We start from the raw sequence: 14,436 nt of genomic DNA, 5'->3' as shown, positions 1-14,436 counted from the left end.
ATCAGCTGGGCCGCGGCAACAACACCGGTCCGCCCAGTTTCACTGTCTTTTGATAACCCGGCCGTATCACCAGCGCCTCGAAATAGCGGGTACAATTCGGACGGCTGTCGAGTTGCCCCAGAGCGGCCCGTCCTTCGAGCATATAATGCAGGTTGATATCCGCGCCGGTGAATTTGTTCGCGACGAGGAAATCCTTGCCCTCCAGTTCAATCTCCAGATGGTCGAGCAGCTTGTCGACTTCCGCCTGCAGGAACCCGTTCAGGATCTCGGGCAGTCCGCCGAGCATCGGCGCGATGCCGGTGATGATGAAGCTCATGCCCATCGTGCCTTCGGCAAAATGCAGCCATTCGAGATATTTGGCGCGCTCCGGATGATCGGGCGCCACGCCAAGCGCTCCGTCGCTATGCCGCTCGATCAGATATTCGATGATTGCGCCGGATTCGACCATGGTCAAGCCGTCCACGTCCACCGTTGGCGCCTTGGCCAGCCGGTGCGCTTCCGCCAGTTCCGGTGGCGAACGCCGCGTCTTGGGATCGCGATGATAGGTCACCATCTCATAGTCGATGCCGCCCTCTTCACAGAGCCAGATGATGCGGGACGAACGGGAATAGCCGAGATGGTGCAGTTTGATCATTTGGGGCTCCTCATTTATATTTGGGAGCAGATGTGCGGCAAAGCCGTCAAGCGGTCAACAGGACTTTATGCTCCGCACCTGATGCGGAGCATATCGCCGCTATCTAATGCCCGACCACGCCCAGACTTTCGAACGGCTTGTCATTCTCGCTATATTTTTCGACGAGCGTCGCGCTGGCCTGATTGAGGCCGATCAGTTCGACGGACTTGCCTTCATTCTTGAGGCGCTCGACGATCTTGTCGAGCATGCCGGTCGCGCTGATGTCCCAGAAATGCGCGTCATGGACATCGATGATCACGCTGTCGATGCCTTCCTCGTTAAACTCCATCGCCTCGTAAAGCATGTCGACCGAGCCGAAGAAAATCTGGCCGCCAAAGACATAGCGATGGGTGGTGACCTCGACAAAATCCTGAATCGTCACCAATTGACGGACCTTCCAGGCAAAGAATATGCCGGAGAGCAATACGCCGGTCAGCACGCCGATCGACAGATCATGGGTTGCGACAACCATGATCACGGTCGCGATCATGACGAAATTGGATGGCCACGGATGGTGGGTGATTTCGGTAAAGCTTTTCCAGCGGAAGGTGCTGATCGAAACAAAGATCATCACCGCAACCAGCGCCGGCATCGGTATCTGCGCAACCAAGGGCCCAAGGCCGACGATCAGCACCAGCAGCATCACACCCGCGACAAAGGTCGAAAGCCGGCGACGTCCGCCCGATTTGATATTGATCACCGATTGACCGATCATCGCACAGCCGCCCATGCCGCCGATCCAGCCAGTGACAAAATTGGCAATGCCCTGCCCGTAGGTTTCGCGCTTCTTGTCGCTGCGGGTTTCGGTCAGGTCATCGACGATCGAAGCGGTGAGCAGGGATTCGAGCAGTCCGACCGCCGCCATCGCCAGCGCATAAGGCGCGACAATCGCCAGTGTTTCCCAGGTGATCGGAACTTGTGGAATATGCAGCCACGGCAGACTTTCCGGCAGTTCACCCATGTCGCCAACCGTGAAGACATCGGCCTTGAAGGCAATGCTGAGGCCGGCAAGCACAATGATCGCCGCCAGCGGTGAAGGGACCAATGTGGTAATTCGCGGCAGGCCATAGATGATCAGCAGACCACCCGCGATCATCGCGTAGGTCTGCCAGGTAAAGGCTTCACCGGTCATCTGCGGAACCTGCGCCATGAAGATCAGGATCGCCAGGGCGTTGACGAAGCCTGTTATCACCGACCGCGAGACAAAACGCATCAGCAGGTCGAGCCGCAGCAAGGCCGCTATCGCCTGAAATATGCCCATGAGGATTGTAGCAGCAAACAGATATTCAACACCATGATCGCGGACCAGCGGCACCACGAGCACCGCCACCGCAGCGGTCGCCGCGCTGATCATCCCCGGTCGTCCGCCGACCATCGAAATGATCACGGCAATCGAGAAACTGGCATAGAGGCCGACGCGCGGATCAACACCTGCGATAATGGAAAAGCCGATGGCCTCCGGAATCAGCGCCAGTGCAACCACCAGTCCGGCCAGAAACTCGGTCTTGGGATTCGACAGCCAGTCGCGCCGAAAATCACTGTGAATCGCCATGAATCTTCCTTAATTCGAAAATGATAATGCTGCAATGCAACATGAACCGGCGCGCAATGGACTATTGGCCCGAAGCCGTCAAGTTTGGGCCGCTAATCAGCGACCCGGAAATCCGCCGTTACGGTTGCAGCCACTTGCAGTTCCTCTTCGTGACCAATTTCCCGCTGCGTTTCGACCAGCGCCTGACGTTCCCAATCCTGCATCGCCGGATGGGCGATGATATGATCGACCCACGCATGGCCTGCTGATCCGATATCCAGTCCATAAGTCCGCACCCGATAGGCCACCGGCGCGAACATCGCGTCGACGATGGTGAAATCCTTACCGGCCAGCCACGGTCCGCCATATTCATCCAGCCCCTGCGTGAACAACTCGCCGATCCGGTCTATATTGCGTTGCAGGGGCGCTTCAATCTTGTGCAAGCTCGCGCGCACCCCGACATTCATCGTACACAGATCGCGCAACGGCCCGAAGCCCCCATGCATTTCAGCAGACGCACAACGCGCCCATGCCCGCGCGCCTTCATCCTCCGGCCAGCAGCCCGCGTGGCGCTCCGCGAGATATTCCAAGATCGCCAGTGAATCCCAGATGGTGCGACTATCATCTTTCAGACAAGGCACCTGACCATTGGGCGCGAACTCCCGAAAGCGGTCAAAATTATCTTCTTCGAAATAGATAATCTGGTCGGTGAACGGGATGTCGAGCGCCTTCATCAACATCCACGGGCGCAGCGACCAGCTGGAATAGTTGCGATTGGCAGTGATCAGGGTGTAAGTCATATTTCTGTCTTCTTTAGCTGGCAACGCACGGCCTCATTCGAACTGGACCAGAATAAAACCGAATAACAGGAAAATTGACCGATGACACTATCCCGCAGAGACTTTATCCGGTCCGCTCAAACCGTCGGCTTATTCTATGCGTCCGTTTCGATTGCAGGATGCGCTCGCGCCCACAGCGCCAACATCGGCCTCACTCTGGTGCCGGACCCGGCAAGACGTCTCGACCTTCCCAAGGGATTTTCCTATACATTGGTCAGCGAGACTGGCGGGATCATGTCCGACGGCTTTTTCCGTCCCAGCCGGCCCGATGGCATGGCCTGTTTCGCGCATCCCGATAGCGCCGACAAATGCATATTGATGCGCAATCACGAAAACTGGAACAGCGTCCCGCTCGGCAGCCCGTTCGGCAAGGACAATGAACTGCTAGACCGCGTTTCGGACAGCCAGCTTTACGATCGCAAGAAAGACGGCTCGCCCTTTTTCGGTGGTGTGACCAAGCTGGTCTATGACCTGAAGAACAAGCGGATGGAGAAAGATTTTCTGGTACTGACCGGCACCGCGGCCAATTGCGCCGGCGGACCGACCCCGTGGGGAAGCTGGCTCAGCTGCGAAGAGGAAATGCTCACGCCAGAAGAAGGCCCGGGCAAATATCACGGCTTCGTCTTCGAAACCCCTTCCAGCTCCACCGGACTGATCGATGCCATTCCGCTGAAAGCCATGGGCCGCTTCACCCACGAAGCCGCCTCGGTCGATCCGAAAACCGGCATCGTCTACATGACCGAAGATTCCCGAACCGGACTATTCTACCGCTTCATCCCGACCGTACCCGGGCAATTGCAAAAAGGTGGCCGTCTGCAGGCGCTTGCTCTCAAGGGCAAGAAATCCGCCATCACATCCAACTGGCCCGAAGACTGGGGCGGCAACGGGTCGCCACCATTTGAAGTCGGCGATGACCATGTCGCCACATGGATCGATCTCGACGATGTCGAAGCGCCCCAAGGCGATCTGGCCACGCGTGGCCATGCAGCCGGAGCGGCGCAATTCATGCGTGGCGAAGGGCTGGATTACGCCGTGCGTATGGATGGAGAGACCGGGGATTTCTACTTCACCTGTACCGAAGGCGGAGCGGAACGCGTCGGCCAGATATGGCGCTACACACCTGACGACAGCCCTAACGATGCAGCAGCGGCAGGCGGCACTTTGCAGCTATTCTTTGAATCCACCAATGCCGATTCCCTCGACATGTGCGACAATCTGGTGGTCGCTCCGTGGAATGACATCATCCTGTGCGAAGACGGCCGCGGCGACCAATATCTGCGCGCCCTGTCGCCGGACGGTGTCATCTACGACATCGCCCGCAACGCCCATAAGGACAAAAGCGAATTTTGCGGTGCCTGCTTCTCGCCCGACGGCAAGACGATGTTCGTCAATGTGCAGGAACCCGGCTATACGTTTGCGATCACCGGGCCGTGGGAAAGCCTGAAGATTTACGGACACCGGGGCCTGGAAGTTCTCTAGTCCCGCGAAGATCGGACCGGTATAGCGGGAGGGACCCTTAGCCCGCCCCGATCAATTCCCGTCCGATCAGCATCCGGCGGATTTCGTTGGTACCCGCGCCGATGTCGAGCAATTTGGAATCCCGCCAGTAACGCTCGACCGGCCAGTCGGTGGTATAGCCTGCTCCGCCCAGCGCCTGGATAGATTCCTCGGCAACCCGTACGCTATTCTCGCTCGCCAGCATCACCGCGCCCGCCGCATCGAAGCGGGTGGTCTGTCCGGCATCGCAGGATTTGTTGACATTATAGACATAGCTGCGCGCGCTGTTCAGCCGGACATACATGTCGGCGATCTTGCCCTGCATCAACTGGAAGCTGCCGATCGGCTTGCCGAACTGCTTGCGCTCGCGGACATAGGGGATGACCGTGTCGAGACAGGCCTGCATCAAGCCCAGCGGAATCGCGGCGAGCACGGCGCGTTCATAATCGAGACCGGACATCAACACGCCAACGCCGCCGTTGAGCGGTCCCATGACATTTTCCTCCGGCACTTCGCAGTCATCAAACACCAGCTCGGCGGTCGGGCTGCCCTTCATCCCGACCTTCTCGATCTTCTGGCCGATAGAGAAACCCTTCATGCCTTTTTCAATCAGGAAAGCGGTAATCCCGCCGGAACCCGCATCAGGACGGGTCTTGGCATAGACAACAAGCGTATCGGCGCAGGTGCTATTGGTGATCCAGAATTTCGTGCCAGTGAGGACATAGCCGCCCTGCACCGCTTCGGCCTTGAGCTTCATCGAAACCACATCGCTGCCCGCTCCGGCTTCCGACATCGCCAGCGCCCCGACATGTTCGCCGGAGATCAGCTTGGGCAGATATTTGGCCTTCTGTTCCGCACTGGCCCAGCGGCGGATCTGGTTGACGCACAGATTACTGTGCGCGCCGTAGCTGAGGCCGAGAGCGGCGCTGCCGCGACTGACTTCCTCGACCGCGATGGCATGTTCGATATAGCCGAGCCCAAGCCCGCCGTCCGCCTCGTCGACGGTGATTCCGTGCAGGCCAAGATCGCCCATTTGCGTCCAAAGCTCGCGCGGAAACCAGTCTTCGCGATCCATTTTCTGGGCCAGCGGCATGATCTTTTCTTCGGCAAAGCGCCTTGTCGTGTCGCGGATTTGGTCGGCCATTTCGCCGAGCTGGAAATCAAATTGTGGAGTGGCAATCATTACAGGTTCCTCAATAAATTTGCCCCGCTTTAGCAGATTGCAAAGCGGTTTCCAGTGCTTGTGCTTCGGGCTCGATAGCGAGCCCCATTGCGCAGCGGTTTTTCCAATGCCATAGCGCGGCGATGCTCTATAACCTTGCAAAACCCTTCATCTTCGCGCTCGAAGCGGAACGCGCCCACGGCCTGACCATCGCCGGTCTGAAGACTCTGCCGATGGGACCCGCGCCGAAATGCGATTCCGTTCTGGCGACCACAGTGGCGGGTCTCGACTTCGTCAACCCGATCGGCATGGCCCCCGGCTTTGACAAAAATGGCGAAGTGCCCGACGCGTTGATCCGCATGGGCTTTGGCTATGCCGAGGTCGGCACGCTGACTCCGCTGCCGCAGGCGGGCAATCCCAAGCCGCGCATCTTCCGGCTGGTCGAGGACAAGGCGGTAATCAACCGTCTCGGCTTCAACAATCGTGGTCAGGAAAACGCTCTGCCCCGTCTCAAGCGGATGCGCGGGCGGATGGGCCAAGGCGTGCTCGGCATCAATATCGGCGCAAACAAGGACAGCACGGACCGGATTGCCGACTATGTCATCGGCGCGAAAAATATGGCCCCGCTGGCCGATTATCTGACGGTCAATATCAGCTCGCCCAACACGCCCGGCTTGCGCGCGTTGCAGGACAAAGGCGCGCTGGCGGAATTGCTGGCCGCTGTCATGGGCGCTATGGGCAAATCGAAAACCCCGGTATTCCTGAAGGTCGCTCCCGATCTGGAACCAGCAGATATCGACGATATTGTCGACGTTGCCATGAAGCAGAAGATCGCGGCGCTGATCATTTCCAACACCACTATCACTAGGCCCGATCTGAAGTCCGCCAATCAATCCGAAACCGGCGGCCTCTCCGGCGCACCGCTGAAGGACCTCTCCCTGCAAAGGCTGAAGGACTTCCGTAAAGCCAGCGGCGGCAAAATCCCCTTGATCGGCGTCGGCGGCATTACCACCGCAGAAGATGCCTATGAACGCATCCGCGCCGGCGCCTCGCTGGTCCAGCTTTACACCGCGATGATCTACGAAGGCCCGACGATTGCTGCCGCGATGAGCTGCCAGTTGGCCAAACTGGTAAAACGGGACGGTTTCACCAATATCGCAGAGGCTGTCGGCACGGTTTAACGCCTATCGTTCCGCTATTCGCCGGTTCCCACCAGCACAACGCCCTCGCGTCGCGGATCAAATCCGCCATCGACTTCGCCATTGCGGATCATCACCGCATGCACGCCGCTATCTTCGCCCTGGCCCGGTTTGAGATCAATACCGCGCGCCGCAAGACCTTGCAGCACCAGCGGATTGAACTTGTCCAATTCACCACCGATGCCTGCCCCGCGCGCAACCAGATTGGGCAGCGCCAGCGCCTCCTGCATCGACAGGTCCCAGTCGATCGCGCCAACCAGCGACTTTGCCACATAGGCGAGAATGCTGTTGCCGCCGGCCGATCCGATAGCGCCGGCAAATTTGCCGTCGGCGTCAAGCAATATGGTCGGCGTCATGGAAGAACGGGGCCGCTTGCCCGGCGCAACCGCATTCGCTGCAGGACGTCCGTCCGCATCGACCGGATTGAACGAAAAGTCGGTCAGCTGATTGTTGAGAAAGAAACCGTCGACCATGCGGCCGCTGCCGAAGATCGATTCAACCGTTGTGGTTATGGAAACAACATTGCCCTGCGCATCGCGAACGATGAAGTGCGATGTTCCCGCTGGCTCCAATGTCTGATCAGCCGCCGCCTGCACCGCTCCGCGCGGGGTTCCCGCTTCGGGTGGAGAGGCTGCTGCGGTCTCGCCGATCAGGGCAACACGGGAAGCAACATAGGCCGGTTCCAGCAGCCCGCTGACAGGCACCGAAGTGAAGGCAGGATCGCCGACATATTGGTCGCGGTCCGCGTACATCAGTCGGCTGGCTTCGGCGAACAGGAACCAGGCCTGCGGATCATCCGGGCTTCGCGTGGCAATATCGGTATTTTCCAGCATCGACAGCAATTGCAGCAAGCCAACGCCGCTCGATGGCGGTGGCGGTACACAGACAAGATAGACGCGATAGGGATTGCACAAAGCCTCCCGCTTGATCGGCTTGTAGGCGGCAAGATCGGCAATCGTCATACGCCCGCCGAGCGGCGCCGAGCGGGTCTTGTCGACGATTTTCGCCGCTGTCGAACCGCTGTAGAGCGCTTCGGGTCCGTTATTCGCCAGACGCCTCAGGAATTCGGCATATTCCGGATTGGTGATCCGGTCGCCTGTGGTCTTCCTTTTGCCGTCAGGCCCGCCGAAATAGGCGGCAGCGTCCGGCGTATCGAGTTGCGGAAAGGAAAGTCCGAGAAAGCGGCCAAGCCGCGGGCTGATCACAAAGCCCTCCTCCGCGGTACGTTCTGCGGCCGCAAACAGGCTGTTCCAGTCAAGCGCGCCATGTTCCCGATGCACCATTGCCAGCATCCCGACGGCACCCGGCACGCCGGTCGCTCGCCCGCTGGTTACCGCTTGGCGATAGCCGAGCGGCTTTCCATCGGACCCGAGAAACATCGACGGGCTGGCCTGTGCCGGAGCGGTTTCCCTGCCGTCATAAATAGTCAGTTTGCCGGATGCGCCATCCAGATAGGTCAGGAAGGCGCCGCCACCAAGGCCGGAACTTTGCGGCTCGACCAGCGACAACATCGCCTGCACGGCAATAGCCGCATCGATGGCACTGCCGCCCCGTTTCAAAACATCCTGACCCGCTTGGGCTGCAAGCGGATTGGCGGCAATGACGAACGGCTCCTCCTGCTGTGTTGCGGAAGCGGCCGTTGCTGAAACAGAAGCTGGTTCAGATAGCCCGGTCTGGGCACAGGAGGCGGTGAGAAACGCTGCCGCAGCAGCGATAAGACGGGATATTTTCATATGGTAGAAAGCTATAGACCAGGTCGATCAGCGATGTCCATTGGCAGTGGTTGCGTTATCCCCGATCCGGAAAATGGCGACCCTTTTTACCTAAATAATTGCCGCGCGGTTTCAACCGCGCTAGTCCATAAGCAAATGATCAAGGTCCGGTATCAATCCGGAGCATGAGAGAGGAATTGTTGCGTGGGCCAGAAAAAGCCGAAAAACCGTTATCTTGAAATCGATCAATATCAGAATCTGGTGTCGATGTTCTTCGACCGCGCTAGCCAGGGCGGCGATAGGCCGTTTCTGCACGCCAAGATCGACGGCCAGTGGCAGCCGACCAGCTGGGCCGAAGCAGCCCGGCAAGTCGCCGCGCTGGCGAAATCGCTGAAACGCATCGGCCTGAAAAAGGGCGACCGGGTCATGCTGGTGTCGGAAAACCGGCCGGAATGGTGTATCGCCGATCTCGGCATCATGGCCGCCGGCTGCATTACCGTGCCGACCTACACCACCAACACCGCCCCCGATCACCAGCATATCCTCGACAATAGCGGCGCGCATGCGGTGATTGTCTCCGACAGCAAGCTGGCGAAGAATCTGCTGCCGTCGGTGATCAGCTCTTCGGACGCCAATATCATCATCGGCATCTCCGATCTGCGCATCGGCCAGTCCGGCGATTTCGACCTCTATAGCTGGGACAAGCTTGTCCAGGGTAGCGACGCTGATGTTACAGAAGTGACCGAGCAGGTCGCCAGCATCACCCGCGACGAAACCGCCTGCATTATCTACACCAGCGGCACCGGCGGCAAGCCGCGCGGCGTGATGCAGCATCATGGCGCGATCCTGCACAATACCAAGGGGCCCGCAGAGGTTATCGAAACGGACTTTGGCTGGGACGACGAAGTCTTCCTCTCCTTCCTGCCGCTCAGTCACGCCTATGAACATAGCGCCGGCCAGTTTTTCCCGATCGGCCTCGGCGCGCAGATTTTCTATTCCGAAGGTCTCGAGAAGCTAGCCTCGAACATCGAGGAAGTCCGTCCGACGATCATGGTCGTCGTCCCGCGCCTGTTCGAAGTGCTCCGCGCCCGGCTGATCAAGACAGTCGAGAAACAGGGCAAAATGCCCAATTATCTGCTCGGCAAGGCGCTCGCCATCGGCAATCGCGAGGCAGAAGGCAAAGGCCGCAAGCGCGACAAGCTGATGGACCTGTTCCTCGACAAGACCCTGCGCCCCAAGGTACAGCAACGCTTCGGCGGACGGATCAAGGCGATGGTCTCCGGCGGCGCGCCGCTCAACCCAGAAATCGGCACCTTCTTCCAGTCGCTCGGCCTCACTTTGCTGCAAGGCTATGGCCAGACCGAATCCGGCCCGATCATCGCCTGCAACCGCCCGCGCACCGGCCTCAAAATGGACACGGTCGGCCCGCCGATGGTCGACACCGAGGTCAAGATCGCCGCCGATGGTGAAATCCTCGTCCGCGGCGAGCTGGTCATGCACGGCTATTGGCGCAACCAGGCCGAGACCGACAAGGTGCTCAAGGACGGCTGGCTGCACACCGGCGATATCGGCCATATCGACGAAGCCGGACGGGTCGCGATAACCGACCGCAAGAAGGACCTGATCGTCAACGACAAGGGCGACAATATCGCCCCGCAAAAGGTCGAGGGCATGCTCACCATCCAGCCGGAAATCCTGCAGGCGATGATCACCGGCGACAAGAAACCCTATATGGTCGGCCTGATCGTCCCCGACCCCGAATGGGCGCTGGAATGGTCGCGCGAGCAGGATATGCCCTATGATTTCATCGCCCTGCAGGGCAACCCGGCGTTCAAGTCGGCGGTGCGGGAAGCGGTAGACCGGGTCAACAAAGACCTCTCTGTCGTCGAAAAAGTCCGCCGCTTCGAATTCGCCGACGAACCGTTCGCGATCGAAAATGAAGAGCTGACCCCGAGCATGAAGATCCGGCGGCATGTGATCCGGGAAAGATATCAGGAGCGGATGGACGGGTTGTATAAGAAGTAGTGGGGACTTTCCCTCTCCCACAAGGGAGAGGGTTGCGCAGATTTGGCAGCTTGCTGCCTAGTCGAAGCTGGGTGAGGGTTTACTGCACCCTAGTGGCACGGCAACCAACCAGCGGAACACCCTCATCCAACTACGCCTAGCCGCCTTCGCCAAGGCTTCGGCGGCAAGGCTTCTTATCCTTCTCCCTCACGGGAGAAGGGGAACAATCGCTTTGCGGCTTCGTGGCTTCGTGTGAGTCCTATGGGCGCACGGTCACGGCAAACAGCATACGATAGGAACTTTTCCCGCTCGCGACGGTTAAACAGGAAATCCCCCAACACCCCCGCGCCCTGAACAGGATTTTAGACCATCTCCTTCCGGATCATCTTTCTTATCATCCTTCTGGCGCTGGCTCTACGCGGTTACGAATGGATCAGGCATGACTACCGGATGCCGTGGACGCCGCTGTCGCTGGCCGCGCCGATCGGGCCGTTTACCACGAGGAAAATCGACGCACTCGCCGACGATACGCCCTTTTGCCATGCGCTGCTCGAACAAGCCGCCATCGGCTATTCCCCCCTGCCGCCGGTCGATGCCGGTCCGCAATGCGGTTATGACAATGGCGTCGCCCTCAGCCGGGACCAGCCGCAGGCCATCGCCTATAGCCCCGCTGCCCGGACAAGCTGCCCGATGGCGGTCAGTCTGGTCCTCTGGGAAAATCAGATCGTCAAAGCCGCGGCTGCCCGCCATCTCGGCACCACGGTCGAGGAGATCATCACCTATGGCAGCTACAGCTGTCGGCGGATCGGCGGCGGACAGACGGGCAATTACAGCGAACATGCCACGGCCAATGCGATCGACATCGCCGCCTTCCGCCTCGCCGACGGGCGCACGGTTTCGGTTGCCGGTCACTGGGACGCGAATGACGAACGGTCGCGCTTCCTCAAGGAGGTGCGCGACGGCGCCTGCACCCTGTTCGCGACGACCCTGTCCCCGGACTATAACGAGGCGCATGAGGATCATCTGCATTTCGACCAGGCGCGGCGGAGCGGTTCGCAATATTGCCGGTAATATTACGTATCCCGCGCCCGCAAACGAGAAGCTAGAGCGATATCGGGATTAGACCCTATGTTCCTTGACCAATGATCGCTCCTCCGATGATTTTGGAACAGGATCGCTTCCCGCACGTTGGTCTCATAATAGGAAAACAGAAAAAGGATTTCGACATGGTAGACAAGAGCCTGATCAAGGAAAATATGGAAGTCATCGGCGCGGACGGCGTGCACGTCGGTATCGTTGACCATCTCGACAATAGCGGCGAGCGCATCAAGCTCACCAAGAAAGACAGCCCGCAGACGCAAAGCGGAAAAGGCGCTTCGCATCACTTTCTGCCCATTGGCCTGATCGCGGAATTCGAAGGCGACAAGATCCGCCTCTCGGCAACCGGCGAAAATGCTGTGAATATGTTTGAAGAAGATAAATAGGCCGACAGCTCCTATTCCTCACAAGCCCCGACCTCGCTTGGCGCGGTCGGGGCTTTTCTATATGTGCTCGCGTCCGTCATCACTGCTCCCCTACCCGCAACACTAGGTAGCTATACGGATTGGTTCTCTCTCAAAATCTGACGATTGAAGACGGTCAGTCAGTGAACAGGGGAACGTGCCGGTGAACAGCAAGGCAAGCGCAATTGTCGATCGCATCCGCGAGCTTGAAGCGGAACTGGAAATCCAGATCGCCGAGGAACGCCGCCTGATGGGCGAACGGCTCGGCAAAGGCCGCGCACAGCTTGACCGGGATATGGAAAAAATGAACCGGTCTCTGCGTATCGGTGTGGTGCGCTATGTTTCGGAAGCACAGCTATCCGTGATCCTGACCGCGCCATTCATCTACGCCCTGCTGCTTCCCTTTGCCTTTCTCGACCTCTCGGTTTCCATCTATCAATCAGTGTGTTTCCGGGCTTATGGTATCGCCCGGGTCCGGCGGAGCGACTATATCGTCTATGATCGCGGGCGTCTGTCCTATCTCAACGCGATCGAGAAAATCAACTGCACCTATTGCAGCTATGCCAATGGCGTCATCGCCTATGTCCGCGAAGTCTCCGCCCGCACCGAACAATATTGGTGCCCGATCAAGCACGCGCTGAAAGTGCGCGGCACCCATAATCGGCAGCGCCTGTTTGAAGAATATGGCGATGGCACGGAATATCAACAGCGGCTGCTGAAGCATCGTGATGCATTGCCACCGGGCAAGGAGCCGGGCGGGGGGAACCTCAACTAAAAAGCGCTGTCCTACACGGAGGCTGGTCGCATATCATCGCAGCCGATCCTGCCACGGACGCGGGACGGGCTCTTTGACAATCCGGGCAAGAGGCGCCAGCCGTTGTCCGCATGGTTTTGCTGACCGGCATTTGCCGGGGCGCAAAATCAAAGTTTACACTAGGCGCCCGGTCGACAAGCCGGAAAGGCTGGAATTTTGCGCCTTTCCGGCAAAGTTTACGGAAAATAAATCCGCGGTTTTCTGTCCAGTTTGCAGCGGATGCGCTCAGTTAGCATCCTTGGTATAAGGTACAAAATCACCAAAGGCGCAGCTACCCATGGTCATGCCGCTTAGATTGTCGACCAGCTGGACAATTTCGCCCCGGCATAATGCGGCGCTCGAACGGCGATAGACCAGAATGTTGCGATCCGCGTTGTGGCAACCGCCATAGGGTTTGTTGACGTAAATCGTCTTTGCATTACGGCTCGACGAGAAGAGCAGGATGTCGTCGCTGATCACCGTCATATTGCGCTGGTCATTGCGGCCGATGCAGCTTTTTGGCTCGCCCGCAGTCCGCCCCTCGAGGCGCTTGTCGAGCATGATCTGCTGTTTTTCGGTGAGCCGGGGCTTCTCTTCGCTCATCGCCGGTGCCGCTAGCAGCATTGCCGCCGGAATTGTCAAAAGCAATTTTCTCATAGCCTGTCTCCTGTTCCCAGCCCTGTTGGCCACCCATCTAGCATGAAAGCGTCTGAACCGGTGATTAAACAGGCAGACCGGAGTCAGAAATTGTCTTTTGCGGTCCGCCTTGCCCCGAGCTCCGCCGCAGAAGCGGCCCGCATGAACGGATTGGTGGCGCGTTCCTGTCTGATCGTCGTCGGCACCGTGGCCTCGCCCCTCGCCCGCAAGGTCAGAACCTCGGCCATCCGTTCCTTTAGCGCGAGATTGTCCGGTTCGGCGACCAGCGCATATTCGCCGTTGCTCTGGGTATATTCATGGGCGCAATAGATTTTCGTGGCGTCCGGCAGTGCCTCCAGCTTGCGCATATTGTCGTACATCTGCTCCGCCGTACCTTCGAACAACCGCCCGCAGCCCATGGCGAAGAGCGTATCGCCGACGAAAGCGACATTTTCCGACGGAATGTGAAAAGCGATATGGCCGGCGGTGTGGGCAGGCACGTCGATGACATTAGCAGTCACCTCGCCGAGCTTGACGGTGTCGCCTTCCTTCACAAAGCTGTCGAGCGTCGGAATGCGCTCCCGTTCCGCTTCCGGACCGGTGATATGACAGCCGGTCGCTTCCTTGATCGCGGCATTGCCGCCGGTGTGATCGGGGTGCCAGTGGGTGTTCCAGATCTGGGTGATTTTCCAGCCGCGTTTCTCTGCCTCGGCCAGCACCGGCTCCGCCACCGCCGGATCGACAACCATTGTCTCCTGCGAATTGGGTTCGTGGACCAGCCAGACATAATTGTCAGACAATACGGCTATTCTGATAATCTCAAGCATGGCGGGCAAATTACTATGCAAATCCAGTGCTGTCGATGGTTAACCTCAAAATAACGAATTG

General features: G+C 58.8%; 13 protein-coding genes. 6 read left to right on the top strand and 7 right to left on the bottom strand.

All coding sequences use genetic code 11. From position 1 onward, the window contains the following. Position 1 precedes the first annotated feature (1 nt). The 3 genes from AAC060_RS12895 to AAC060_RS12885 form a co-directional block, all read right to left on the bottom strand. A complete protein-coding gene (locus AAC060_RS12895; protein ID WP_339826850.1) occupies positions 2-634 on the bottom strand; it encodes a glutathione S-transferase family protein in 633 nt (210 codons plus the stop codon). Positions 635-737: 103 nt separating this feature from the next. Next, positions 738-2,225, bottom strand: coding sequence for a SulP family inorganic anion transporter (locus AAC060_RS12890; protein WP_339826849.1), 1,488 nt, complete (start codon positions 2,223-2,225; stop codon positions 738-740). Between the two features lie 92 nt (positions 2,226-2,317). Continuing rightward, a complete protein-coding gene (locus AAC060_RS12885) occupies positions 2,318-3,004 on the bottom strand; it encodes a glutathione S-transferase family protein (RefSeq protein ID WP_339826848.1) in 687 nt (228 codons plus the stop codon). Positions 3,005-3,085: 81 nt separating this feature from the next. Here AAC060_RS12885 and AAC060_RS12880 point away from each other — a divergent pair, with 81 nt between their 5' ends. After that, positions 3,086-4,522 (top strand): alkaline phosphatase PhoX, encoded by a 1,437-nt coding sequence (locus AAC060_RS12880; RefSeq protein WP_339826846.1) that lies wholly within the window; start codon positions 3,086-3,088, stop codon positions 4,520-4,522. Between the two features lie 37 nt (positions 4,523-4,559). Here AAC060_RS12880 and AAC060_RS12875 read toward each other — a convergent pair whose 3' ends face one another. Then, complete coding sequence (locus AAC060_RS12875) at positions 4,560-5,723, bottom strand: isovaleryl-CoA dehydrogenase (protein WP_339826844.1); 1,164 nt, start codon at positions 5,721-5,723, stop codon at positions 4,560-4,562. Between the two features lie 122 nt (positions 5,724-5,845). Between AAC060_RS12875 and AAC060_RS12870 the strand changes: the two genes are divergently transcribed. Beyond that, positions 5,846-6,883, top strand: a complete 1,038-nt coding sequence (locus AAC060_RS12870; RefSeq protein WP_339826843.1) for a quinone-dependent dihydroorotate dehydrogenase — start codon at positions 5,846-5,848, stop codon at positions 6,881-6,883. Between the two features lie 14 nt (positions 6,884-6,897). On the opposite strand, the gene ggt is transcribed toward AAC060_RS12870, so the two are convergent. Next, positions 6,898-8,634, bottom strand: a complete 1,737-nt coding sequence (ggt, locus tag AAC060_RS12865; protein ID WP_339826842.1) for a gamma-glutamyltransferase — start codon at positions 8,632-8,634, stop codon at positions 6,898-6,900. A gap of 246 nt (positions 8,635-8,880) precedes the next feature. Between ggt and AAC060_RS12860 the strand changes: the two genes are divergently transcribed. From AAC060_RS12860 to AAC060_RS12845, 4 genes are all read left to right on the top strand, one after another. After that, positions 8,881-10,638 carry an AMP-binding protein gene (locus tag AAC060_RS12860; protein ID WP_339826933.1) on the top strand — a complete coding sequence of 586 codons (1,758 nt, stop codon included), beginning with the start codon at positions 8,881-8,883 and terminating at the stop codon, positions 10,636-10,638. Between the two features lie 429 nt (positions 10,639-11,067). After that, positions 11,068-11,688 carry an extensin family protein gene (locus AAC060_RS12855; RefSeq protein ID WP_339826841.1) on the top strand — a complete coding sequence of 207 codons (621 nt, stop codon included), beginning with the start codon at positions 11,068-11,070 and terminating at the stop codon, positions 11,686-11,688. 155 nt (positions 11,689-11,843) lie between these two features. Beyond that, positions 11,844-12,101, top strand: coding sequence for a DUF2171 domain-containing protein (locus tag AAC060_RS12850; RefSeq protein WP_339826840.1), 258 nt, complete (start codon positions 11,844-11,846; stop codon positions 12,099-12,101). Positions 12,102-12,282: 181 nt separating this feature from the next. Continuing rightward, a complete protein-coding gene (locus AAC060_RS12845; RefSeq protein WP_339826838.1) occupies positions 12,283-12,894 on the top strand; it encodes a hypothetical protein in 612 nt (203 codons plus the stop codon). A gap of 264 nt (positions 12,895-13,158) precedes the next feature. Here AAC060_RS12845 and AAC060_RS12840 read toward each other — a convergent pair whose 3' ends face one another. Continuing rightward, a complete protein-coding gene (locus AAC060_RS12840) occupies positions 13,159-13,569 on the bottom strand; it encodes a hypothetical protein (protein ID WP_339826836.1) in 411 nt (136 codons plus the stop codon). Between the two features lie 83 nt (positions 13,570-13,652). After that, entirely contained in the window at positions 13,653-14,375 is a 723-nt protein-coding gene (gene gloB / locus AAC060_RS12835; RefSeq protein ID WP_339826834.1) for a hydroxyacylglutathione hydrolase, read from the bottom strand. Between the last annotated feature and the right edge of the window lie 61 nt (positions 14,376-14,436).

Source organism: uncultured Parasphingorhabdus sp. (assembly GCF_963975555.1).
Taxonomy (GTDB): Bacteria; Pseudomonadota; Alphaproteobacteria; order Sphingomonadales; family Sphingomonadaceae; genus Parasphingorhabdus.
This window is presented reverse-complemented; position numbering and strand designations above follow the sequence as displayed.

Excerpts from the sequence above, each read along its gene's own strand:
- AAC060_RS12840 (WP_339826836.1), bottom strand. The coding sequence starts at position 13,569 with ATGAGAAAATTGCTTTTGACAATTCCGGCGGCAATGCTGCTAGCGGCA.
- gloB (WP_339826834.1), bottom strand. The coding sequence starts at position 14,375 with ATGCTTGAGATTATCAGAATAGCCGTATTGTCTGACAATTATGTCTGG.
- AAC060_RS12870 (WP_339826843.1), top strand. The coding sequence starts at position 5,846 with ATGCTCTATAACCTTGCAAAACCCTTCATCTTCGCGCTCGAAGCGGAA.
- AAC060_RS12895 (WP_339826850.1), bottom strand. The coding sequence starts at position 634 with ATGATCAAACTGCACCATCTCGGCTATTCCCGTTCGTCCCGCATCATC.
- AAC060_RS12890 (WP_339826849.1), bottom strand. The coding sequence starts at position 2,225 with ATGGCGATTCACAGTGATTTTCGGCGCGACTGGCTGTCGAATCCCAAG.
- AAC060_RS12860 (WP_339826933.1), top strand. The coding sequence starts at position 8,881 with ATGTTCTTCGACCGCGCTAGCCAGGGCGGCGATAGGCCGTTTCTGCAC.
- AAC060_RS12855 (WP_339826841.1), top strand. The coding sequence starts at position 11,068 with ATGCCGTGGACGCCGCTGTCGCTGGCCGCGCCGATCGGGCCGTTTACC.
- AAC060_RS12850 (WP_339826840.1), top strand. The coding sequence starts at position 11,844 with ATGGTAGACAAGAGCCTGATCAAGGAAAATATGGAAGTCATCGGCGCG.
- AAC060_RS12880 (WP_339826846.1), top strand. The coding sequence starts at position 3,086 with ATGACACTATCCCGCAGAGACTTTATCCGGTCCGCTCAAACCGTCGGC.
- AAC060_RS12875 (WP_339826844.1), bottom strand. The coding sequence starts at position 5,723 with ATGATTGCCACTCCACAATTTGATTTCCAGCTCGGCGAAATGGCCGAC.
- ggt (WP_339826842.1), bottom strand. The coding sequence starts at position 8,634 with ATGAAAATATCCCGTCTTATCGCTGCTGCGGCAGCGTTTCTCACCGCC.
- AAC060_RS12885 (WP_339826848.1), bottom strand. The coding sequence starts at position 3,004 with ATGACTTACACCCTGATCACTGCCAATCGCAACTATTCCAGCTGGTCG.